This window comes from Advenella kashmirensis W13003 (assembly GCF_000506985.1).
Classification (GTDB): Bacteria; Pseudomonadota; Gammaproteobacteria; order Burkholderiales; family Burkholderiaceae_B; genus Advenella; species Advenella kashmirensis_A.
Window position 1 is genome coordinate 616123 of record NZ_KI650979.1, and the last position, 23830, is coordinate 639952.

General features: G+C 53.8%; 23 protein-coding genes. 10 read left to right on the forward strand and 13 right to left on the reverse strand.

Annotation, left to right across the window (positions count from 1 at the left end; genetic code table 11):
• Positions 1–15: 15 nt before the first annotated feature.
• Positions 16–1032, reverse strand: a complete 1017-nt coding sequence (locus W822_RS27010) for a LacI family DNA-binding transcriptional regulator (RefSeq protein ID WP_024003650.1) — start codon at positions 1030–1032, stop codon at positions 16–18.
• A gap of 324 nt (positions 1033–1356) precedes the next feature.
• Between W822_RS27010 and W822_RS0123160 the strand changes: the two genes are divergently transcribed.
• Entirely contained in the window at positions 1357–1635 is a 279-nt protein-coding gene (locus W822_RS0123160) for a toxin HicA (protein ID WP_253272217.1), read from the forward strand.
• Positions 1625–1948 (forward strand): type II toxin-antitoxin system HicB family antitoxin, encoded by a 324-nt coding sequence (locus W822_RS27015; protein WP_024003652.1) that lies wholly within the window; start codon positions 1625–1627, stop codon positions 1946–1948. The genes W822_RS0123160 and W822_RS27015 overlap by 11 nt, the downstream gene beginning before the upstream one ends.
• 29 nt (positions 1949–1977) lie before the next feature.
• Here the strand turns inward: W822_RS27015 and W822_RS27020 are convergent, their stop codons facing one another.
• The 6 genes from W822_RS27020 to W822_RS27045 form a co-directional block, all read right to left on the reverse strand.
• On the reverse strand, positions 1978–2979 hold the full coding sequence (locus W822_RS27020; protein ID WP_024003653.1) for a Bug family tripartite tricarboxylate transporter substrate binding protein: 1002 nt from the start codon (positions 2977–2979) through the stop codon (positions 1978–1980).
• Positions 2980–3018: 39 nt separating this feature from the next.
• Complete coding sequence (locus W822_RS27025) at positions 3019–3819, reverse strand: SDR family NAD(P)-dependent oxidoreductase (RefSeq protein ID WP_024003654.1); 801 nt, start codon at positions 3817–3819, stop codon at positions 3019–3021.
• Between the two features lie 27 nt (positions 3820–3846).
• Positions 3847–5403 carry a class I adenylate-forming enzyme family protein gene (locus W822_RS27030; protein ID WP_024003655.1) on the reverse strand — a complete coding sequence of 519 codons (1557 nt, stop codon included), beginning with the start codon at positions 5401–5403 and terminating at the stop codon, positions 3847–3849.
• Between the two features lie 3 nt (positions 5404–5406).
• Positions 5407–7023, reverse strand: a complete 1617-nt coding sequence (locus W822_RS27035) for a GMC family oxidoreductase (protein WP_024003656.1) — start codon at positions 7021–7023, stop codon at positions 5407–5409.
• 12 nt (positions 7024–7035) lie between these two features.
• Entirely contained in the window at positions 7036–7911 is an 876-nt protein-coding gene (locus W822_RS27040) for a Bug family tripartite tricarboxylate transporter substrate binding protein (protein ID WP_051401591.1), read from the reverse strand.
• Positions 7912–8159: 248 nt separating this feature from the next.
• Positions 8160–9647, reverse strand: a complete 1488-nt coding sequence (locus tag W822_RS27045) for an aldehyde dehydrogenase family protein (protein WP_031242082.1) — start codon at positions 9645–9647, stop codon at positions 8160–8162.
• A 93-nt stretch (positions 9648–9740) separates the two neighbouring features.
• Between W822_RS27045 and W822_RS27050 the strand changes: the two genes are divergently transcribed.
• Entirely contained in the window at positions 9741–10754 is a 1014-nt protein-coding gene (locus tag W822_RS27050) for a LacI family DNA-binding transcriptional regulator (protein WP_024003660.1), read from the forward strand.
• Between the two features lie 75 nt (positions 10755–10829).
• Here the strand turns inward: W822_RS27050 and W822_RS27055 are convergent, their stop codons facing one another.
• From W822_RS27055 to soxC, 5 genes are all read right to left on the reverse strand, one after another.
• On the reverse strand, positions 10830–11816 hold the full coding sequence (locus tag W822_RS27055; protein WP_024003661.1) for a Bug family tripartite tricarboxylate transporter substrate binding protein: 987 nt from the start codon (positions 11814–11816) through the stop codon (positions 10830–10832).
• 61 nt (positions 11817–11877) lie between these two features.
• Entirely contained in the window at positions 11878–12291 is a 414-nt protein-coding gene (locus W822_RS27060; protein ID WP_024003662.1) for a Zn-ribbon domain-containing OB-fold protein, read from the reverse strand.
• Positions 12288–13478, reverse strand: a complete 1191-nt coding sequence (locus W822_RS27065; protein ID WP_034279402.1) for a thiolase domain-containing protein — start codon at positions 13476–13478, stop codon at positions 12288–12290. Before W822_RS27065 ends, W822_RS27060 begins: the two co-directional genes overlap by 4 nt.
• Before the next feature lie 433 nt (positions 13479–13911).
• Positions 13912–14442 (reverse strand): c-type cytochrome, encoded by a 531-nt coding sequence (locus tag W822_RS27070; RefSeq protein ID WP_253272218.1) that lies wholly within the window; start codon positions 14440–14442, stop codon positions 13912–13914.
• A 31-nt stretch (positions 14443–14473) separates the two neighbouring features.
• Complete coding sequence (gene soxC / locus W822_RS27075) at positions 14474–15874, reverse strand: sulfite dehydrogenase (RefSeq protein WP_024003665.1); 1401 nt, start codon at positions 15872–15874, stop codon at positions 14474–14476.
• 75 nt (positions 15875–15949) lie between these two features.
• Between soxC and W822_RS27080 the strand changes: the two genes are divergently transcribed.
• Positions 15950–16549, forward strand: a complete 600-nt coding sequence (locus tag W822_RS27080) for a TetR/AcrR family transcriptional regulator (RefSeq protein ID WP_024003666.1) — start codon at positions 15950–15952, stop codon at positions 16547–16549.
• A gap of 181 nt (positions 16550–16730) precedes the next feature.
• Positions 16731–17327 (forward strand): NAD(P)H:quinone oxidoreductase, encoded by a 597-nt coding sequence (wrbA, locus tag W822_RS27085; protein WP_024003667.1) that lies wholly within the window; start codon positions 16731–16733, stop codon positions 17325–17327.
• Positions 17328–17337: 10 nt separating this feature from the next.
• Here wrbA and W822_RS27090 read toward each other — a convergent pair whose 3' ends face one another.
• Positions 17338–18327 carry an NAD(P)-dependent oxidoreductase gene (locus tag W822_RS27090; protein WP_024003668.1) on the reverse strand — a complete coding sequence of 330 codons (990 nt, stop codon included), beginning with the start codon at positions 18325–18327 and terminating at the stop codon, positions 17338–17340.
• A gap of 387 nt (positions 18328–18714) precedes the next feature.
• Between W822_RS27090 and W822_RS27095 the strand changes: the two genes are divergently transcribed.
• From W822_RS27095 to W822_RS27115, 5 genes are all read left to right on the forward strand, one after another.
• Positions 18715–19917, forward strand: a complete 1203-nt coding sequence (locus tag W822_RS27095) for a mandelate racemase/muconate lactonizing enzyme family protein (RefSeq protein WP_024003669.1) — start codon at positions 18715–18717, stop codon at positions 19915–19917.
• Between the two features lie 71 nt (positions 19918–19988).
• Positions 19989–20330: a carboxymuconolactone decarboxylase family protein gene (locus W822_RS27100; protein ID WP_024003670.1), complete on the forward strand. Its 342-nt coding sequence runs from the start codon at positions 19989–19991 to the stop codon at positions 20328–20330.
• Between the two features lie 128 nt (positions 20331–20458).
• On the forward strand, positions 20459–21439 hold the full coding sequence (locus W822_RS27105) for a Bug family tripartite tricarboxylate transporter substrate binding protein (protein WP_024003671.1): 981 nt from the start codon (positions 20459–20461) through the stop codon (positions 21437–21439).
• Between the two features lie 35 nt (positions 21440–21474).
• On the forward strand, positions 21475–22974 hold the full coding sequence (locus tag W822_RS27110) for a class I adenylate-forming enzyme family protein (RefSeq protein ID WP_253272219.1): 1500 nt from the start codon (positions 21475–21477) through the stop codon (positions 22972–22974).
• Positions 22971–23717, forward strand: a complete 747-nt coding sequence (locus W822_RS27115) for an enoyl-CoA hydratase/isomerase family protein (protein WP_024003673.1) — start codon at positions 22971–22973, stop codon at positions 23715–23717. The genes W822_RS27110 and W822_RS27115 overlap by 4 nt, the downstream gene beginning before the upstream one ends.
• Positions 23718–23830: the final 113 nt, after the last annotated feature.

Below are 23830 nucleotides of genomic sequence, written 5' to 3' on the forward strand. Positions count from 1 at the left end.
TTTAGTACACGTACGTCAGGAATTGGCGCAGTCATTGATCGGGGCCTGCGCGCATGATTCGCCCCGGTAAAACTCGTGGTCAAGCGTGATACTGTCCGTCGATGCAGGCATGCTGTTGCTTTCAATTGCTGTGATGAGCAACTGCACCCCTTCGCGGCCCATGTCACCATTAGGTTGCGCGATCGTCGACAATGTCGGCGTGAGGTCACGGCCGAGCTGGATACCGTCAAAGCCGGTCACACTCACATCCTGGGGCACCCTGAGCCCGCATTGGTGCGCGGCACGAATCGCGCGCACTGCCAGCAGATCGTTGGAACAGATCAGTGCGGTGGGACGATGACTTGAACTCAATACAAGTGAAATATTTTCGATCGCTGTTTCTACAAACGGCACTTCAATCAATGTCGCCGGTTTCAGCCGCGCCTTTTTCATGCCCGCTACAAAGCCGGCATAGCGCTGTTGCGCCCGATCGGACGCCTTCAGCTGCCCGCACACCATCGCGATATCCGAGTGCCCTAGCTGCGCCAGATGATGCACCAGATCACGCACCGCAATCTCGCCTTCAACAGAGACGCAGGGGTGATCCGGATGACGGTTATATACCAGCACATAGGGGGTGCCTTGTTCGCGAAGCCGGGCAACTGCCTGGGATGTAGCCGCGTCGGATACCACCAGAAGCACCCCGTCTACGCCAAAGGCTTGAAGCTGGGCCACTGCCTCTATTTCACTTTCGATTTTGTATTCTGTGGTAGCAGGCATGATGGCGTAACCATGCGCCGCTGTCGCCTGGGTAATGCCCTGCAGACATTCAGCGAAGACCGGATTGGTCAGCGTCGGCAGCACGACCCCAATGACGCGGCTGCGCTGCGTGCGCAGCGTGCGCGCCGACGCGTTGGGCCGGTAGCCGTACTCGCGCGCCACCTCCAGAACCAGCTGACGCGTCTGCTCATTCACCAGGTCGGGCAAATTGAACACGCGCGATACCGTTGCGGGAGAAACGCCCGCCTGGGTGGCGATATCGAGAATCGAAATCCGGTCACTGCGGTTTTTCATGCTCTTGAAAACGTCCTATGAAAACGATTTCATTTTAGGGTAGCACTGTTACGTGGATGTGACAATCGTGCACTGCGGCAACCAGCGCCCGGCTCTACGTATATTCCGATATTGTGATTCGAAGGGGGTCTGCAATACACTTTTTCTGCTGTTTTTCACTTCCACACATGATCTTGGAAAAGGCCGTCCTCCAATGGAGGTCAGCGCGAACATCAACTGCCCTGATTGTTATCAAGGCTAATGTGTATTGAAAAAAGGTTCCACTATTGATACCATTCAATTGCTATTCGAGGGATAAATCAGGTGACTGGAATAGAAAAAATTCTAGTAAAAATGAAAAACGAACCCGCAAATGTTCGGTTTTCTGAACTCAAGCAAGTCTGCACATATTTTTTTAATCAACCTCGCTCAAACGGTTCCAGTCACATGGTATTCAAAACTCCCTGGCAAGGAGAACCTCGGATTAATATTCAAAATGACAAAGGCAAAGCGAAAGCCTACCAAGTAAAACAAGTACTGGCAGCAATACAGAAACTTGGAGCATGGACTATCTTTTCCCAGGATGACCGCAATGGATGTTAAACATTACACGTACCGAGTCAGTTGGTCCCCAGAGGACAATGAACATGTCGGCCTATGCGCCGAGTTCCCCACGTTATCATGGCTGGCACCGGAACCAGGCCATGCCCTTGTCGGCATCATGCAATTGGTTGCAGAGGTCGTACAGGATATGCAGAATAATAATGAAATCATCCCCCCAGCTCTTGCGGACAGGCAATATAGCGGGCAATTTCGGGTACGTGTACTCCCACAAGTTCATCGAAATCTGGCGATAGAAGCCGCCGAACAGGGAGTAAGCATGAATCGGTTGATCAGTGCAAAACTTGCTGGCTGAAAAGCCGCGATAGCAGGCGGCAACGACCTCTATTGCTGCCTGTCGTCCTTTTTGCAATTCTCAGGCACTACGTCACATGGCAATTTCTCTACCACTTGCTTCCATTTTTCAGACTCGGCGTTCACTCTTTTGGATAACTCCTCAGCAGAACCGGGCAATGGCTGATATCCCAGGCCGGCCAATTGCCTGCGATAATCGGGGTCCTTCTGCACGCGATTGAGCGCCTCATTCAATTTGCGCACAATATCGTCAGGCATCCCTGCAGGCCCGATCAGCGCGAACCAGCCGCCCGCTTCATATCCCGGGACAGACCCGGCAATAGGAGGAACGTCCGGTAGCAACTGCGTGCGTTTTGCACCACTCGTGCCCAACGCCCGTACCTTGCCACTGTGGATCTGCGGCAACGCACCGCCCAGCACATCAAACATGAAATCCGTCCGACCGGCAATCACATCAATCATTGCAGGGCCGCCGCCACGATAGGGAATTGCCGTCAATTGCATATTCGCCTGCTGCGCCAGCAACGCGCCGGCCAGATAATTCCCCGTGCCGACACCTGAAGAGCCAAACGTCACCGCGCCTGGCGATTTTCGAGCCCGGGCAACAAGCTCATCGACGCTCGTCAGCGGGGACGTTGCCGCGGTGACCAATACATATTCGAACGCTGCGTAGCTGCCGATCATTGTGAAACTCTTGATCGCGTCATATGACAATCGAGATGTATGAGGGGCGATAGTATGCAAACTGTTGGCGGTGGCCGCGATCGTATAGCCATCGGGACGGGCTTTTGCCACCTGCTGCAAAGCGATGGCACCGGCCGCACCGGTCACATTTTCGGGAACGATTTGTTGCCCAAGTTCATCGCCCAGACGGGATGCCATAAGTCGGGCAGCCTGATCTGTCGCCCCACCAGCGGCCAGCGGAATGATTAACCGTATTGGCTTGTCCGGCCAGGCCTGCCCCGTTGCCGTCATGGTAAATACACTGCTCGACAAAAAGATCAGCCATCTTCCTGTAGTACACAAGTTCATAGCATCAACACCCATAAAAAGAGTAAGAAAAGGACCGACTCAATGTGGTATCGCGCATGTGATGCCCCCGTCGACGGGCATCACGACACCGGTCACATACTTGGATTCATCGGAAGCAAAAAAAACTGCTGCGTTGGCGATATCCCATACATCTCCCATGCGTTTCAGGGGTACCGATTGCGATCGTTCGCGACGCATCCTCTCGACGTCGCCGTCGTAAAACGACAGAATCGTTCCGTAAATGCGAGGAGAATCTATCAATCCGGGACTGATGCAATTGCAACGAATGTTATCTGCCGCATGCTGAACTGCTATGACATGTGTCATATGATTCAATGCGGCTTTGGAAGCGTGGTACGCAATAAATGGATGACCGGTCCAAGACACGCTGGCAATCGAAGAGATATGTATGATTGACCCGCCACCCTGGCGCTTCATAACGGGAATGACGGCTTTGCAGCCGAGAAACGCGCCTTTCGCATTCACCTGCATCACACGATCCCAGTCTTCTTCGCTTGTTTCAACCGGTCCGCCTTTTGCGTTGGCGCCGGCGTTATTATGAAGTATATCGACCCGACCATAAGTTTCCACGGCCAGTTGCACGGCCTGATCTACCTCTTCAAAATCCGCCACATCCGCTTTCACATGAATCGCCGATCCGCCCTCTTTTCGCACCAAATCTGCCGTTCGGGCGGCCGCGTCCTCGTCAATATCCACGGACACAATGTTTGCGCCTTCACGCGCAAATGCCACCGCAGTTGCGTTGCCATTACCCCACCCGTCGGACACGCACCCAGCGCCAAGAATCAGTGCTGTCTTCCCTTTCAAACGATCAGTCATATTCTGTCCCCATATTTGGAAATTCCGTTATACCTGTCTATCTTGCTCAGACCAGAAGCGCGCCCGGATTTCACGCTTGAGCACCTTGCCAACCGTACTCCTGGGCAACTGCGTCCATATTTCAATTGTTTTGGGTGTTTTCATGCCGCCCAGGCGTTCGCGACAAAGCGCCAGCGCAGCCTCCGTATCCAGTGACTGGCCCGATTTCAACTCGACGATCGCCTTGACCGCTTCGCCCCAGGTATCATCCGGCACGCCCACCACGGCGCAGTCAGCTACTTCAGGCAGCGACCACAGCACTTGTTCGATCTCCCCGGGAGAAATATTGAATCCACCGGAAACGATCAGATCCTTGAGACGGTCAACGATGTAATATATGCCATCGTCGTCCATGTATCCCACATCACCTGTGTGCAACCAGCCGTTCTTCAGTGCTTCACGTGTTTTTTCGGGGTCCTGATAATAACCCTTCATGACCAGATCCCCCTGCACCACGATCTCACCGCGTTCACCAGGACCCAGCAGCCGGCCATTGCTGTCCATAACGCCTATGCGTACCGTGGGCGACGCTCTGCCGCAACCTGAAAGACGATGCCATAATGAAGGGTCTGCCAGAATCCGGGCATGATCGCTGGCGGTCATGCATGTGCATACAAAAGGCGCTTCCGCCTGTCCATAGCACTGAACCATGACCGGCCCGAAAATACTCAGCGCTTCCTGTAATTTTTCCACCGACATCGGCGCCGCCGAATAAACAAAATACTTTAGCGAATCATAGTTATAGTTGCGTACTGCAGGATCGGCCAACAGCCGGTAAATCAACGTTGGTGGCAAAAACAACTGAGTCACTCGATAGCGGTCAATTGCCTGTAGAATCGCCTGCGTATCGGTGGACGATAGAATAATATTGGCTCCGCCATACGCAAGGGTGGCAAACGCTACAGCACCAGCGGCATGCGACAATGGCGCGACCACCAGATGCACCGGCGGCGAGTCTACCGGCATCGACGCAAACCAGTTCGACATCAGCGCGCTATAGACACGATGCGTCACCATGACCCCCTTGGGCAACCCTGTGGTTCCGCCGGTTCCGCGGATTGCGACAACATCATCGGGTTGCGCCTGACTGCGAATGGCAGCGGCTGACTGCTCTGCCATCCAGGACTCCAGATCGGGAACGCCGGGCAAGGTCTGATCGATGCAAATCAGTCCACGCAGTGCGGGAAGAGCTGTACGCAACAAAGGAATTTGATCTGCGAACGCACTGTGAATAAACAGGAACTCGCAGCCCCCTCGTGCCAGAATATTGACGTTTTCTTCAGGAGCATTTCGCGCGTTCACGGGCAGCCAAACACCTTCAGAACGGACAATACCTAAAATGACTGCGAAGGTAAGCAAATGATTATTACTGAGCAAACCGACCTGATGCTGCTGCGTAATGCCCGCGGCATGGAGCCCATTGGCAATACGATGACTGAGCTCTGCAACCTCGCCGTAGTTCAGCGTCCGTCCCTCTGGTTCCACCAGGCAGGGCGCCTCTGCTCCGTAGCTCAGCCCCCTTTCAAAAAAATCAATCAATTGCATGTTTCATATTCCTGTTTCTTCATTCAGAATCATATCGGCCGCCTTTTCTGCAATCATGAGGGTGGCAGCACATGTGTTGGCAGAGGTGATCGCAGGCATGACCGACGCATCAACGACTCTCAGTCCATGCAGACCATGCACCCGTAAACGATTATCTACCACGGCGGACTGATTACTGCGCGGACCCATCGCACACGTTCCCACCACGTGATAACCTGTGCTGCCATACTGTCGGGCATAATCCAGAATTTCATCATCAGTCTGCACATCGTTTCCAGGCAGCAATTCCATATTCACAAACCGCTGCATCGGCTCACTGGCAAATACGCTGCGAGCGCACTTCAAAGCCTGCACAACCGTATATTTATCAACTTCGTGATCCAGGAATTTGGGCTGTATAACAGGGGTTTTACTGGCATCACCAGACGTGATCCTGACATAACCACGGCTTTGAGGACGCAATTGCCACGCCCCGCAAGTCATGCCCGGTTTATCGTCAATATGGCCTATGACCCCCTGAGCATAGTTGGCTGGCATAAAAGAAAGCGCAAAGTCCGGTGAGCGCAAATCAGGCTGTGTTTTTCCGAAGCCATAAAGCAGAATCGGACTGATCGATAGAATACTTGGCTGCTTTCGGAGCCACGCCAATATTTCTTTGGCCAGCGGCAAGCCGCGCACACGAACATTGATGCTATCAACGTCCCGTCGAGCTCGCGCCACCAAACGTGGGCAATAGTGGTCATGCAGATTCTCTCCCACCCCGTGCAGTGGGTTGACCACCTCGATTCCATATCTCTTCAGTAAGGCGGGAGATCCAATCCCAGACAACTGCAGCAATTTCGGAGAACCAATCGTGCCGGCGCAGACAAGCACCTCGGCTCTGGCGTTGATCTGTACCGGCTCGCCTGAATCGCGACGATGACAGAGCACGCCCGTGGCCCGGTTGTGTTTGATCAAAATCCGGCTAACAACGGTGTTGGTCAAAATGTGAGTGCCATAGGCCTTGCGAGCAGGATGAAGATAGGCGTGCGCTGCGCTCCAGCGACGGCCCCCTTCAATGACACTTTGACAATAGCCGATCCCCTCCTGGTCCTGGCCATTGTAATCAGCGTTGCGCATGATCCCCACTTGTCCCGCCCCATCGAGAAAGGCTTCACATAAGGGATCTCTCCAGTCTGTGACCGTCACAGGTATCGGCCCCTCCCGTCCCCTATAATGATCATCGGCCTCACCGATAAAACGTTCACTCTTTTTAAAAAAAGGCAGAACATCCTGATAGCTCCACCCCGGATTGCCCGCTGCCTCCCATAAATCGAAATCGGCTGCTTGTCCCCTGCTGTAAACCGCGCCATTTATGGCACTGGACCCGCCGAGCGTACGGCCCTGAACCAAATGCGTTGTTCGACCATTGGTACCGTCGGAACCGGCAAATTCAAACTGCCAACTGAACCGGGGATTGCGCAGCAGACGTGTAAAGCCCGCAGGTATCCGCGTCCAGATGCTGTTATCCGCTGGCCCCGCCTCAAGAACACAAACACTTTTACCGTGCTCCCCCAATCTGTAGGCCAGCACGCATGCTGCAGTCCCACCGCCGACAATCACATAATCATACGTTGCCATAAGTCATCCACATTAATCAACAGTGATCCCCAGGCGAGCCACCAGTGTGCGCCACCGCTTTTCCTCGGCCTGCATCGTCTGCTTCAGTTTGCTGCCGGTGCTCAGTTGCATCGCAAGATTATTGGACGCCAGATATTCCTTCACTTCCGGATCGGCCGCCGCCACCCGTATTGCATCTTCGAGTATCCCTACAATGTCTGACGGCGTGCCTGCCGGTGCAACGATGCCCATGATTGCGCTCACAGCCAGATTCGCGTGTCCCAATTCAGCAAATGTCGGCACCTGCGATAATTTGGGCATTCTTTTATCACCTGAAATGGCCAGTACTTTCATCTTGCCTTCCCGCGAATAGCCAACTGAGGTCGACACGTCATTGAGCATTGCTTGCACACGCCCGCCAACGAGGTCCGTGATGGCAGCAACACCGCCTTTGTAAGGAACGTGGGTCATTTCAATCCCGGTTTCAGCCTTGAAGTTTTCCATGCCCAAATGTGGTAACCCGCCAGAGGCGGCCGACGCGTAGTTGAGTTTTCCCTGGTTGGCCTTGGCATATGCTATAAATTCGTCCAGGGTATTGGCAGGCAGCGAGCCGTTGATGGCCAATCCAAGCGGAATGGCTGCCACCGAAGCAACGGGCGTAAAATCGCGGGCGAGGTTGTAGGGAGGATTTTTGTAGAGATGCGCATTATAGGAAAGCAATGATAAATCGGTAAAAAACAATGTATTCCCATTCGGCGCAGCGTGCGCCACTGCCTGCGTTCCGATCAGTGTGTTGGCGCCCGCCTTGTTCTCGACAATAATCTGTTGCTTCAACACTTTCCCCAGGGCACGACTGAACTGTCGCGCCATCACGTCAGTCACACCTCCCGCCAGGTAAGGCACAATCATACGTATTGGCTGCGATGGATAGGTTTGTGCAGCTGCAGTCGCTGATATGCTAATCGCGACACTGATCAGGCAGATAGAACACAAGCGTTGTAATAATCCAGATTGAGTAAACATGATCACCTTCATGAACATTGACGAAACAGTTGACCACCAATTAGCCCGGCGACCCGGGTTTCAAATCGTCGGTATCCATACAGCAGCCGGATTCGCGCCGACATTTGAATATCCGGAAATGAAATAGATTGCATTTAACCCAGGTCCATAATCACGGATTTGATCTGCATGAACTCGTTAAGATGATCCGCGCCGAATTCCCGCCCATAACCGCTCATTTTGTAGCCGCCAAACGGCACGGCCGGATCCATTGGGAGGTAACAGTTGACCCAGACCGAGCCTGAGCGAATGGCGGCACTCACCCGATGCGCAATGGAGACATTACGCGTCCACACGCCGGCACCAAGACCATATGAGGTCTGGTTCGCAAGTTCAATGACCTCTTCGACATCATCGAACACGATTGCGGAAACGACGGGTCCGAAAATTTCCTCGCGTGCAATAATCATGTCGTTTCTGACACCCGTAAAAACGGTGGGTGGCACATAAAATCCCTCGCCTAAATCGCCGTCTGTCAGCCTGTGGCCGCCAGACAGGACGTTAGCCCCCTCTTGACGTCCGGCCTCCAGATAGCCGCAAACACGGTCAAGTTGCTTCGCCGATACGAGCGGGCCGATCTGCGTGGCAGGATCCAGGCTGTTCCCGACTATCAGTGACTCTCCGAAACGTGCAACCCGTTCTACGAATTCATCATGAATTGAGCGCTGTACAAAGAGCCGCGTCCCGGCGCAGCAAATTTGCCCGGAATTGGCAAACGCTCCCATTGCGGCGCCTTTGACCGCACGGTCCAGGTCCGCATCAGCAAAAACGATATCGGGAGATTTTCCGCCCAGCTCGAGCGATACTTTCTTGATATTGCCAGCCGACGCGCGAATAATGGACTGTCCGGTCGCGGTCGAGCCGGTAAAGCCCACTTTATCGACATCGGGGTGGGATGCCAGCGCCGCCCCCGCATCACCGAAACCCGTCACGATATTGATCACGCCCGGCTCGAACCCAGCTTCGATCATCAGCTCTCCCAACCTCAATGCCGCCAGGGATGCTTCTTCTGATGGTTTCAACACTACCGTGCAGCCAGCCGCCAACGCCGGGGCCACTTTAGTAATGCATACATTCAACGGGCCGTTCCATGGCGTAATTGCACCGACCACTCCTATAGGTTCCTTGCGTGTGAATGTAAACATTTCACCGGGCAATGAACTTTCAATCGTCTGTCCATGGATGGCAGTTGCCATGCCGGCGTAATAGCGCAACAGCGACGGTGCCCGCGTCCGACCAGCGAGCACAGTGCTGATCGGACCGCCAAAGTCGAGCGATTGCAAGTACGCCAGTTGCTCGTAATCACGCTCTACCAAGTCGGCAAGCTTCAACAGCAATCCCTGTCGTTCCGCAGGCTTTTTTCCGGACCACGATCGTTCAAAGGCTCGGCGGGCCGCACGAACAGCCAGATCGATATCCTTCTGATCACCCTGGGCCAGACGCGCAAGTGGCGCGCCTGTCGAAGGATTGATTGATTCAAATTTTTTTCCACTGCATGCGTCCACCCAGTTTCCATCTATCAGCAAACGCTTGTCCTGTCCGTTGAGCGACGGAATTTTTTTCTCAATTAACTGTTCTTGCATGCCGTCCTCCAGTGTTATAAGTTCATTGCGGGTTACTATATCCCTCAGATCTTTTCATCACAATCCTGTGGAACGTTTTTATACTGGTAAACGATGAGTAAAAGAATTTCGATTCGTGATGTTGCCGAGGCCGCCGATGTATCGATTGGCAGCGTCTCGCGCGTTCTGAACAATAGCGGATATGCCAGCGAAACGCTGCGCAAGCGTGTATCTGAAGCAGCAGAGCGGTTAGGTTACGAGCCGGATTTCACTGCAAAGCATTTGCGAGTCGAAAGAAGCAAGACGATCGGTTATTTGCTCCCCAATATTGCGAATCCATTTCTGGCAGCACATCTGAGCGAAGTGGAACGGCTGACACAGGCTGCCGGCTACTCGTTGCTCGTAGGCAGCTCCGAGCGTCCGGGCAGAGATAGAGAGCTCGTCGCTTTCTTCGAAAATCGGCGGCTCGAAGGCATTATTGCTTCGCCCAGTTATGAATATCCAGACATCGAATCATGTCCGTTTACCCATAGCAAGTTGCCCGTCGTCATTGTGGACAGGGAAATGGGCCACGCATTCGACAGTGTGCTGATTGACCATCACAATGGTTTACTAAAGGCAATGGATTATTTGCTGACACTGGGTCATCGGCGCATCGCGCTCTTTGTATCCAGCGAGCGCTTGCGGCCTGGTCGCGAAAAACTGTCGGGCTATCGAACTGCACTTGAAGCGGCTGGCCTGCCATTTGACAATAATCTGGTCCATATGCCGCACTCGTGGCTTGCCTCGTCCCGATATGCCATGGAGCGCATGCTCCAGCTTCCCAATCCGCCTACCGCATTAATTGCGCTGGGAACGCCTTTACTGTCCGGTGCCATCCACGTCGCATACGAGCATGGCTTACAGGTTCCCCGCGACCTGTCGGTCATCGGAATTGGCTCGCTCGAAACTCTGGAGTTGATGTATCCTCCGGTCACCGCGCTGCGATACAACTTCGAACGCAGCGCCCAGATCGCCGTTCAGCTCATGCTGGACCGGATCAGCGGTTCGGCTCCCGAAGAAGCACGCAAAATGATGGTTCCCTGGGATTTGATCATCGGTGCATCTTGCGCGCCCGCGCGGCGATAGTCATCGGTCCCGTCATTGTCTCGTTCTGCAGGCATGATCCGTCGCATCGCGTATTTCCAGCGCCCATAGCACAGGCTATTGGGCTTTTGCTCCAGATTGCCGGATGATTTTCGCCCATTTCTGTATTTCTGCACGCACGTATCTGTCAGCCTCTTCAGGCGTGCTGGTAAATGGCTCCGTACCAAGGTTTCTCAATTTTTGTATCACTTCCGGGCTGGCCATGGCACTGATCGTTGCCCGGTTAAGCTGATCGACAACCGCCGCCGGTGTCCCGGCCGGGACAAAAATACTATACCAGGGGGACACGTCGAACCCCGGCAAACCGGATTCCGCCACTGTTGGCACATCGTCAAGCAAATCGGCGCGTTTCGCACTCGTTACCGCCAGTGCCTTGAGCTTCTTGTCCTTGATCAAGGGTAACGCGGTATAAATACTGTCGAACATCATCGATACACGGCCTCCCACCAGATCCAGCTCCGCCGGGGCCACACCCCGATAAGGCACATGAACGATATCTGCGCTGATCATCGACTTGAACAGCTCGCCCGACAAATGTACCGAAGTGCCGACGCCGGAGGACGCAAAGGTCAGTTTCCCAGGGTTCTGTTTTGCAAAACGACGCACATCCGCGACTGACTCAAAAGGTGAGTTTGCCGGTACGACCAGCACGTTGGGTGTAATCGCCACCATGGATACCGGCGCGAAGTCACGGACTTGATCATAGTTGAGCGTGGGATAGAGCGTGGCATTGATGGCGTGATTGATCGCACCCATAATGATGGTATAGCCATCGGGCTTCACTCGCGCCACAACGTCGGCAGCGATATTCCCACCCGCCCCCGTTCGGTTCTCTACAACGACCGTTTGGTTCAACTGTTTGCCAAGCTCATGCGCCACCAGACGTGCGAGTTGATCGGTTGTGCCTCCAGCCGAAAAGCCAACCAGCATCCGTATCGGACGATCCGGAAACGTTGACGCAGCTGCAGCGCTGACGAATGCCCATACAAACACAGCCACGCACAGGCGACAACATTGATGGATTGATATTGTGATTTTTGGCATGATGTCTCCCTGATTTTGTCATATGAAATATGCGCAACCAATGCGTATGTGAAATCTGTTTTCACCCGACGGGACTGGTCGGCCCAAAGACGGGAACCCATCTTCCATCTTCCGTCACCGTGAATGCTACCTTGACCGGCATGCCGATATGCACTCTATCTGGGTCGCAGCCAACGATATTGCTCATGAGCTGCACACCTTCTTCGACCTCGATATACGCCAATACATAGGCTGCCTGGTCACGTCTGCGAATGATGCTGAAACTGTATACTTCCCCGTTGCCGGTCGCCTCTATCCAATCGATATCCATCAGACCGCAAAATGGGCAAATTGCTCGAGGATGCCAATGGCAATGCTCACACGAGCGGCAGCGTGGTAATAAAAACCGGCCCTGCGCCGAAGCCTCCCAGAATTGGACAAGCTCAGGGAACGCCTGCACATAGGGATCGCTATGAGTGGAGTCAAGGGGGTTCATTGAACTCTCTCCATCACAATCGTTGCATGATTGTGGCCCACGCCAAATACCAGGCCAGGTCCGCTAGCCAGTGCAATATCGCAGTTTTTAACCTGTACCGCGGGATGTGCTTCACCGCGCAATTGACGTACTGCCTCAATCACTTTTGTGATTCCGCCCCGATTTTGCGGATGATTATTGCATAACCCTCCACCATCGGTATTCCATGGTAAACGGCCGACACCCGAAATCAAATTGCCCTCTTCGACAAATCTGCCTCCTTTTCCTTTTTCACAAAAGCCAAGGTCTTCAAGCTGCATGATGACCATGATTGTAAAGTTGTCGTAGATGGAAGCGTATTTGATATCGCCAGGTTGGACGCCTGCCTGCGCAAACGCTTCAGCCCCTGACTCTGCAGCGCCGGTATGCAGGATGTCGAACCGGCCTCCGTTATGGGTTCTGACCGTTTCACCTGTTCCTCTAATCCGAACCAAAGGTCGCTGCAAGCGACGCGCAATTTCCGGCTTTGCAACGACAATGGCGCCCCCGCCATCGGTAATGACACAGCAATCCAGTCGCCGAAGCGGGTCTGCGACCAAGGGGGAATTTACAACGTCATCCACAGTGTAGACTTTGCGCAGGAATGCATGCGAGTTATGCTGTGCGTGGTGGGAGGCTGATACTTTGACCCAGGCCAACTGTTCTGGGGTCGTGCCGTACTCGTGCATATGACGACTCGCGAAATTGCCATAAATGCCCGCTACTGTCCATGCGTACGGAGACTCCCAGGCAGAAGCCGGCAGGATCGCCGGCAGTTTTCTGGTTTCTGTTCCCGTGGACTGCCCGCTACTGCGCGGTTTCCCGGCAAGGGTTATCAAGGCTACCGAGCATTTGCCATCTGCGATTGCCCTGGCAGCGCGAGCCACATGACTGATATAAGAGCAACCTCCTGATTCGGTGCCGTCCACATACTTCACTTTCAGATTAAGATAATCGACCATCAAAGCCGGGATGCCCCCCGGCGCGTCCGCCGAGCAGAAGTAGCCATCTACGTCGGCAAGCGTCAGACCCGCATCCTCCAGTGCACCACGCGCGCATTCCGCGTGCAACTGGACAATGGATTTATCAGGGGCATAACGCGTCGGGTGCTCATAGACACCGACAATTGCCGGCGCTTCATTGAGCGAGTCGGACACACATGCGTTCATTTTCTTCGTTCATTGATAGGAGGTCGAAATTCGTTAAAAGCGCTCTGTATCACCGATTCTATGTTTATTCGCCTGGCTGAACAATGTGTGATACGTTTTCATAATGGAAAACCACGAGGCTGCAGCGCTGCATATCGGTACATTAATCAATAGTACCGAGTCATCGACGCTGCGCGCCTTGGTCGCGAACGAATTATCTATGCACTAACCCACGTACGCTGGAAAACTGGAGCAAGTCAGAGCCAGACCCAATGCTCAGGCGGCGTTGTTGCTTCGTCTTGTCCAACGCTATCCCGATACGGTTCATCGCCTGGAATCGATCTAACCGCTTAAGCCCCCCGAAAGCGGAAAATCGATCCTGGCGAACGTTAGGCGCTGACGCACCTCTCCTGCATATTCGGGCACATTGTGCCCTGCATGCATGGCTCAAAGGCTACTTTTTCAAACAGTCCGCCATGCATCGTGTATTTTTCGTATCCGGCCGGTTATCAACATAAAAATTATCCCGGTTCGGCATCTTGACCGCAGCAAGTGACTTGGCGTCCAGGGTTGTATCCCCCGGTACGATTTCGTTTTTGGCAAGCAGATACGCGGTCACGCTGTACACATCTTCATTGCTGAGCGATTGCGGGCTTTGAAACGGCATGGCCCGCCGGATGTAGTCAAACACCGTCGTGGCATAGGGCCAGTAACTGCCGATGGTCTTTACCGGCTTCTCCGTGGCCAGGCTACCCTTCCCGCCCATCAACGCGGGTCCAAGGCCACCTTCCAGATTAACGCCATGGCAGCTCATGCACTGGGTCTTGTATACTTTTTCTCCATGCGCCACCGTTCCGCTTCCTTCAGGCAACCCGGTTCCGTCAGGAAAGACATCAATATTCCAGCCGGACAATTGCTCGTGTCCAAGCGGCTTGCCCAGCCCGTTGAAATCATGCGTTTCCTGAGCCTGAATGGCAAATGACATACAGGCGATACCTGCCCCGAATAGAATTGCTTTAAACCCGTCCATTGGTCACCTCCCCACTGGCTGCGATTTTCCATGGCTGAATCGCGTTGTTGTGATAGAAAGACATTTTTCCACGTGCTTCGATAAGCTGAGAAAGAGTCGGCTGAACATAACCAGTTTCGTCGATCGCGCGACTCATGATGATCTGTTCTTCGCCATTCCAGTCAAACAGGAACCGAAATGCGGTCAGCGCTTTATCCATCACCGGCGCTTGCAACGTCGCTTCCTTCCAGGTGTTGCCACCATCCACGGAAACATCCACTGCTGTGATTTTTCCATGCCCGCTCCAGGCAATGCCGCGGATCTCGTGCGTTCCTTTGCGTGTGAGTTTATGCGTGCCCGATGGCTGGGTAATGATCGATTTGCATTCCCCTACAAATGAAAATTTGCGGGAACGGCCGTCGGCCATCAGATCGGTATATTTGCCGGTTTCTTCTCTGGTATAGCCAGGTTCATCTGCCACATGCAGACGGCGCAGCCATTTAATGCTCATATTGCCTTCATAGCCAGGCACGAACAGTCTGATGGGATAGCCCTGTTCCGGACGCAAGCGTTCTCCGTTCTGGCTATAGGCAACCAATACATCGTCCAGGCATTTTTCAATGGGAATGCTGCGCGTCATTGCCGCCCCATCGGCGCCCTCTGCCACGATCCACTTGGCTTCTTTTTTCAGGCCTGCGTGTTCCAGCAGGGTTTTCAGGGGAACGCCTGTCCATTGAGCACAACTGACCAGTCCGGCAACCTCTGCAGCTGTTTTTCCATAGGGAGGCACAAACGACGGGTTACCAGAACATTCCAGAAAATAAGTCGGTGAGACACAGGGGAATTGTCGCAGTTCATCCACCGTAAAGACCAGCGGACGCTCCACCAGGCCGTGCAGCATGAGTCGATGTTCTGCGGGATCAATTTGCGGCACGCCGGCGTGGTGCCGTTCGTAAAAAAGCCCATTGGGTGTAATCGCGCCATCCAGCTCCTGCAACGGTGACGTACTATACGCTGACATGGGTTCTTTGAGGCCTGGATACATATTGCGAATGGCTTTTTTCTCAAAATCCGATGGTTTGCCGTAAGGGCTTGCAGTCGGACTACCCAGGGAACCCGTCCATTTCGGGATGTTTGGCGGCAGATTATCTGCCTGTGCAGTTGCCACGGTGGCGTCGGTGGCTGCGTATCCGTCTTTTGACGCTCCGACGGCAACGGCTGCGGTAACAACCGCACTACTGTGTAATAGAAAATGACGGCGACTTGCACGCGCACCTGCATGATTCTGCTTCAACTGCAGTGATGAGTGCGCTGGCGCAGCTACTGTTGATTCTTCGTTTTCATTCATTGTGATCCCCTGCTTCTTGATGACCGACAGACCGACCGATCGATCGGTTTTAATGATCATAATCCAAGTCACTCGTTCTTGGCAAGGTGTGAAACTGGTAAAATCAGCTCGTTTACATCACATGACACTGCGCTCATGAGCACAACTGAAATTATTTCCCAGGACCCATCCATACACGCTTCCAGGCTGCGCATCATGAAAACGGCGGCGCAGCTTTTTGCTTCCCGTGGTTTTCATGCCGTTGGCATGCAGGCCCTGTGCGAAGCCCTGGAGATCAGCCGGGGCGCGTTCTATCATCATTTCCGTAGCAAAGACGATGTGCTGGATGATATCTGCACACAATATATGACCGATCTGCTGCAAAATGGCAAAGATATCATCAAACATGAGCATGACCCCGAGCGCTGTCTGCAGCGCCTTGGTCGGGATCTGCTCACCGTGATCGCAGCCAACCAGCCGGAGCTCACTGTCTGCTTCCGTGAGATTCAAAGTCTGAGCGATGAACGCCGACAAAAGGTACTGAATCTGCACCAGAAATATGAATCGCTGTGGAAGAAAACCGTTGAAGGCGGTGCACAGGCCGGCGTGCTGCTGCCCTATTCTCCGGTGCGTCTTAAAGCAGTGCTGGGCATGTATTATTACAGTTATATCTGGATCAAACCCAACCGGACCGATGAACTCGCCCAGGCGATTGATTCGTTTAATGACATTGCACTCAAGGGCTTGCGGCGGTAAAGGCGAGCGGACCATTCACAATCGAGTAGACTCGTCCTGTCCAGCCGCCCCGATTTAAACGACTTTTCGCACACAGTCACATGCAGCCCATCATTTAAAACTATACTAACCGTAGCGTTTATAGTTTCTGCCTGGCAGGCCTTTGCCCGCCGGTTCATATACCAATGAAAGGAGTTGTTGCATGACAAAGATACTTGTACTTTATTACTCCATGTACGGTCATATCGAAACCATGGCCCGGCACGTTGCAGAGGGCGCGCGGCGTGTAGAGGGGACTGAAGTCACCATCAAGCGCGTTGCCGAAACAATGAATGAAGAAGCCTTTAAAAATGCAGGGGGCAAGGCCGATCAGGCCGCGCCTGTCGCGTCACCCCAGGAGTTAGCCGATTACGATGCCATTATTATTGGCACGCCGACCCGTTTCGGCAACATGGCCGGTCAGATGCGTACGTTCCTTGATCAGACCGGTGGATTGTGGGCCAAAGGCGGGCTGGTCGGGAAAATTGCAAGTGTGTTCACCTCTACCGGTACCGGCGGCGGCCAGGAAATGACGATCACATCAACCTGGACAACCCTTGCCCATCACGGCATGATCATTGTCCCCATCGGTTATACGGATCCCGCGCTCTTCAAGATAACAGAAGGCGGCGGAACACCTTATGGCGCATCAACCATTGCCGGTGGCGATGGTTCGCGCCAACCAGACGATCGTGAACTGGAAATTGCAACGCACCAGGGCGAGTATGTTGCAAAAATCGCGGTGAGGCTGAAAGGTTAATCGCTGGCCATCAACGTCGGCTTTCCAGTATTTCCATCCGCTTCAGGGCCCGCTCGGCCACTTGAGGATTCACAAGTGGCTCAGGGAGCCTTCCCGCCAGCAGTTCCAGTGCCTGATCGACGGATAAAGTGCTGATGCGACGCATGCTCTCAATGGTGATACCCGCAATATGGCTACTTAGAATAACATTAGGCATCTTCAACAAAGGCGAATCTTCCGGCAGAGGCTGAGTTTCAAACACATCGAGCGCCGCGCAAATTTTTTCCTGAGCCAATACGTCAACCAGATGATCCTGATTGATCACAGCTCCGCGTGCGACGTTGATGATGCAAGCGCCTTGCTTCATCAATCCCAAGGTTCGCCGGTTGACCATGCCTCTGGTTTCTGCAGTCAGTGGACATGCAAGCACGATAAAATCCGCCGCGCGAAACACATCGTCAATCGCTGCGGCGCGAATATAGCCAGGCATCTTTGACGGATCTCGTCGATAACCCATAACAGGCATCTGAAATCCATAATGGCACATTCCGGCCAATGCTTCACCAATCGCCCCCACGCCAATAATTCCAACTGTCTTACCGGAAAGTTCAATTGCCCCGCTGGACAGCTCGCGCGACACGTGCCAGCCATCACTGCGCAGGCGCGCATCAACGGTATGCAAGCGGCGTGATAACTGCAGCATTTGCCCGACAGCATATTCTGCTACAGCTACGGCATTGGCTCCTGGCGTATTCGAGACGGGAATTCCTTTTGCCGTCGCTTCTTCGACAGGAACAATATCCACACCTGCGCCGTGCCGGACAATACCTCGAAGCCGACGTGCATGCTCGAGTATTGACGCAGGAATCGGGGATCGCACAATAATCACATCTGCATTCCTGGCTTCGTCGACAAACGCCTCGCCGTCCAGAGACGAAGCCACACGAACCTGCGCATGCCTACTCAGACGCAGCGTTTCGTCTGGGTCAATCGGATTGGTCAGTAAAACAATGGCACTCACAAGCGCTCCCTGGTTCTGGTTGCCTATTTCGTTGAAAAGAACAAATCTGCCGCATTTTCAGGACCAGATCTTTTGCATCATTCCATCGGATAGGTTCGGAATTCGCAGTGTACCCTGAATTTGCGAAGCGTCTATCCGGGAAAAACCCACACCATTTGTGCCGCGCCTATTGCACTCGTGAAATCTGCTCAAACCATTTCTCCAATCAGCATTTCAATGCAACCCTTCCGTTTTCTGCAAAAAAATAAATAGAGAAAGGGCTTTCCATTCTTTCCGTTTTGTTTTAGTATTTCTCACAATTCCTAATTTTAAGAACATATGTCCTATTATTTGGGATTAATAAATATATAACGCACGTTTTCGCTACGCAAAAAAAAGGAGACGAAGTTGAATATCACAGATGTCCAGACACTGTCCTGCGATGCCGGCTGGCGCAATTACTACTTCGTCAAGATTGCTACGGATGCCGGTATTACCGGTTGGGCCGAGTTTGATGAGGGCTTCGGCTCCCCCGGCGTGACTGCAGTCATTCACAAGTTGGGCGAGATGCTCATTGGCCGCCCCGTCCCAGGGCCGGAACATTTCTACGCAGAAGCGTACAGCCGTACCCGCCCCGCCGCCGGTGGTGTTGTTGCCGAAGGAATCGGTGCTCTTGAAAATGCACTGATGGATGTGCGGGCCAAATCGCTGGGAGTCCCGTGCTATGAATTATTGGGCGGCAAAGTCCGGGACACGCTGCGTGTCTACTGGTCCCATTGTCCGGCATGGCGCATCAACCATCCAAAATATTTCGGGCCCGGCGTAACTGACCTGGACGGCGTCAAGGCAATGGGAGCAGAAGCAAGAGAGCGCGGCTTTACTGCACTTAAATCCAATACGTTTATTTTTGATGAGGGCCCCGCCTATGCCTGGCGCCCCGGTTTTGCCGCGCCGTTCTACCCGGAACTCAATGCCGATCGCCGCATCATCCGCAACTTGCGCGACTGCCTGGAAGCCTTGCGCGACGGGGCCGGTGACGATATGGACATTCTCATTGATCTGAACTTCAACTTCAAAACAGAAGGCTATCTGAAGATTCTGCGCGCCATTGCCGATCAGGATATTTTCTGGGTTGAAATCGACAGCTACAGCCCGGACGCACTGGCCTACATACGCAATCACAGTCCGCACCCCATCAGTTCCTGCGAAACACTGTTCGGTGGACGCGAATTTCTCCCCTATTTCCAGAAGAGCGCCATTGATGTGGCGATTGTCGATGTGGTGTGGAACGGCGCCTGGCAGTCCATGAAGATCGCCAATCTGGCCGACATTCACGAAGTGAACGTCGCTCCCCATAATTTTTACGGCCACTTGTGCACGATGATGAATGCTCATTTTGCATGTTCAGTACCGAATTTCCGTGTCATGGAGACGGACATCGACCGCCTTGCGTGGGACAGCGAACTTTTCACGCACGTGCCGCAATACCGCGACGGACACCTTGTGGTGCCCGACCGGCCCGGCTGGGGAACAGAGCCCATCGAAGAAGCCATCAAAGCCCACCCGCCAAAACCGGGCGGCGGCCTGATTCGCCCGCGCCAATCCCGATAATCCGGCTCGCCAGTCCGGACCAACCACACCCAAAACCGCAGTATCGATCACTCAACCAAGGAGATATACACATGATCAATGACTGGAACGCAACCCTGAGCAACCTTCGCAAAGGCGGCAGTGCTTTTGCCAAGCACAATCCGGCGGTCGTGACTGCCTATCGCGGCCTGAACGAAGCACTCGGACAAGCCAAACATCTGGATAACAAGACGCGGGAACTGATCGCTCTGGCCGTCGCGGTCACCACAAGATGCGATGGCTGCATCTCTTCGCATGCCGCTGCCGCCCAGAAAGCCGGCGCGACGGTAGAAGAAGTAAGCGAAGCCCTGGGGACCGCTGTGGCACTGAATGCAGGCGCGGCTTATGTCTATTCGGTACGAGCCATTGAAGCGTTCGAACAGATGGACCAGTGACATCTTGTCCTGGTAAGAATAGCCATTTTTACCAGGGTGCCTATGCAGGGGCGTGACAACAATAATTCCAAGTCACGGGTAACAAAATATCGCTTTCAAAACAAGGAAGTACCCAAAGGAGACATAAATTGAAAACACAACGACAAAAATTCCTGCAACTGGGAATCACGATTTTTGCTGCGACCGTATCATCGCTGACGACAGTGAACGCATACGCCGCCTGGCCTGCAGATAAACCAATACGCCTGATCGTTCCTTATGCCGCTGGCGGCGCGACGGACATTCTCGGACGGGCCGTCGGAAACAGAATGGCCAAGGAACTGAAGCAAACGATCGTGGTGGAAAACAAACCCGGCGCGGGAAGCATGCTTGGTTCCCAGCAAGTGGTGCGCTCCGATCCCGATGGCTACACCATTTTGCTGGGCAGTATTTCAAATGTGCTGAATATGTACTTCTACAAGGAACCGCTTTACGATCTGCGCAAGGACCTCAAGCCGGTCGCGCAGATTGTTTCTGTCCCGAATTTTCTTGCCGTCAGCAAATCGGTACCTGCCAAAAATGTGGCCGAGCTGATCGCGCTGGCCAAGCAGAAACCCGGTGAACTCAGTTGCGCAACGTCCGGTGTAGGATCGTCTCCATACTTGTCGTGCGAATTATTCAAGGTGATGGCCAATATTGATCTGATCAACACCCCCTTCAAGGGTGGTGCGCCGGCCATTCAGTCCGCCATTGGAAATCAGACCACGATGGTGTTTGCCAACGAAGCATGGCCTTATATTGATTCAGGCCAGTTGCGGGGTCTGGGTGTCACGACAATAGACCGGTCACCTTATGCCAAAGATGTGCCCGCCATTTCCGAAACGCTGCCCAAGTACGACGTCACGGCATGGTATGGATTCTGGGTACCGGCCAAAACCCCTGACAAAATCACAAATGCATTAAGTGAAGCAGTAGAAGATGCGCTGAAAAACAAAGAGGTCCTGAATACGCTTAAACAACTGGGCGCAACACCGAAGCCAACAAACCCGCAGGAGTTTGGCGAGTATGTGAATGCCGAAATTGACCGCTGGGCTGCCATTACAAAGGAAATGAAAGTCGAGGCAAAATGAAAACAGGACTCAGCAATGCCGCGCGGACAGGAATCATGATGAGAAGACTAGGCGATGTACTGAAAAACTGGGTTGAAACCACACCCGACAACCCCGCTATTTCAGATGAAATTCGGTCACTGAATTACCGGCAGCTGGATCAGGCTGTAACCAACTGTCGGGAATTTCTTGCGCAATCAGGCATCCGGCCTGGCGACCGTCTGGCCGTGATCGGAGAAAACAGCACAACACTTGCCATCCTCATTCTTGCGGCGGGCCTGGATGATATTTGGGTAGTATTGGAAAATGCGCGTCGCGCGCCGCTGGAAACCGATGGCGTATGCGAGCACGCCCAGCCTCGACGCGTACTTTATCTGACGGAAAACTCGCCTTCCGCACAAGACCATGCCAATCGTCATGGAGCGTCGTTCTTATCGACGTCTTTCGGCGCGCTGGCCATGGGTCCGCTAAAGGATGCGACAACCGAGCCCTGCTTTGAGTCCGCGCATGAACAGGTCGCCGCTCTTATCTATACGACGGGCAGCACCGGCAAGCCGAAGGGAGTCATGCTGACGCATGGCAACCTGCTTTACATCAGCACGCTAATGCAGAAACAACGCCGCCTGATTCCCGAGGATCGGGTCTACGGCATTCTGCCTATTACGCATGTGATGGGATTGTCGTCGGGCCTGCTCGGTACCCTTGCCTCGGGCGCCCATGTTCAACTGGTGCCACGGTTCTCCGTCGCCCACTGTGCGCGCAGTCTGAAAGAGGACGGCATCTCCATTTTACAGGGCGCACCCGCCATGTTTGCGCGCCTGGTGAAATCGGACGAGATGCGTCATTTTCACTCGGATACCCTGCGGGTCATCGCAGCCGGCGGCGCGCCCCTGGATCCGACGGTCAAACACGAAGTCGAACAGTGTTTCGGCCTGACATTGCATAATGGCTACGGCCTGACAGAGGGCTCTGCGATCTGCTGGACCCGCCTGGAATCATGCAACTCCGACTGTTCCGTAGGACCGGCCAATCCCGAAGTCTCCATCGCCATTCTCAATGTCGATCGTCAGCCTGTAAAACCGGGCAGCCAGGGCTCATTATGGGCAAAAGGCCCCAACATCATGAAAGGCTATTTTCGTGATCCGGAACGTACGGCTGCGGTGCTAACACCTGATGGCTGGTTCAATACCGAGGATCTTGCCAGGCAATTGCCGGATGGACGTATCCGTATCGAAGGCCGCAGCAAAGACCTGATCATTCGGTCGGGCTTCAATATCTCTCCCCTGGAAGTGGAAACCGCGCTCAATGCACATGAACAGATTCAGCAATCAGCGGTGATGGGACATCAGGTATGCGGAAATGAGGAAATCGTGGCGGTGATCGAGCGATCTCCCGACTCGATACTGAATGAAGCAGACGTGCGTCTCTTTCTCACTGATCGCCTGTCTCCCTACAAACGTCCAAACCGAATTATTTTTGTCGATACCTTGCCGGTTGCCCCCAATGGCAAGGTTCTCAAGCAACAACTTAAACTGACCCTGAAGGAGCTGACATGACCAACGCCGTGACTTACGAATCCCGCGACGGCATTGCCATTATCACCATCAATCGCGAAGACCGAATGAATGCCATCGGCCCTGAAGTCGAAGCAGGACTGGCCCATGCCTGGCAACGCCTCAGGGATAGCGCCGAAGACCGCGTCGGCATCCTGACCGGTGCCGGTAGCAAAGCGTTCTCCGCCGGCAAAGACATGGCGTCGACGGCACCGCCCGACTATCGAAGCTTCACACCCAATGTGGGTGTCCTGCTGGAAAAGCCACTGATCGCAGCGGTCAGCGGCTGGTGTATTGGCGGATCCATTGTCCTGACCCTGATGTGCGATCTGTGTGTAGTGACCGAAGACGCAAAATTCACTTATCCGGAAGCCAAGCTGGGCTTTGCAGGTGGCATGATCGCCTCCGCGGCAGCGAGGATTCCTCATAAAGTGGCAATGGAACTGATGCTGCTGGGCGAGACGATCACCGCCCAACGCGCTTATGACATCGGGATGGTCAACCGTGTGGTTCCGCCTGGCGAACATATGAACGAGGCCATGAAACTGGCCCGGCGTCTTGCCGCCAACGCGCCGCTGGTCATGACAATGCTCAAACGCCTTGCTGCCCAGACAACGCCAATGAGTCCAGTTGAAATTGCCGGTCATGCGTGGCGGGAAAACCAGCGGGTTTTTGAAAGTGCAGATTTTTCCGAAGGGCTGGCAAGCTTCTCCGAGAAACGTCCACCGGTATTCAGCGGACGCTGATGCCTGCGCTTATGCATCGGACTTGAAAGCTGTGCCGCTGAATCCCACCGATGATCTTTATTTGCGGATATCGGTCGCCACGGTTCCATCACGATTGCAATTGCGCGTCGATA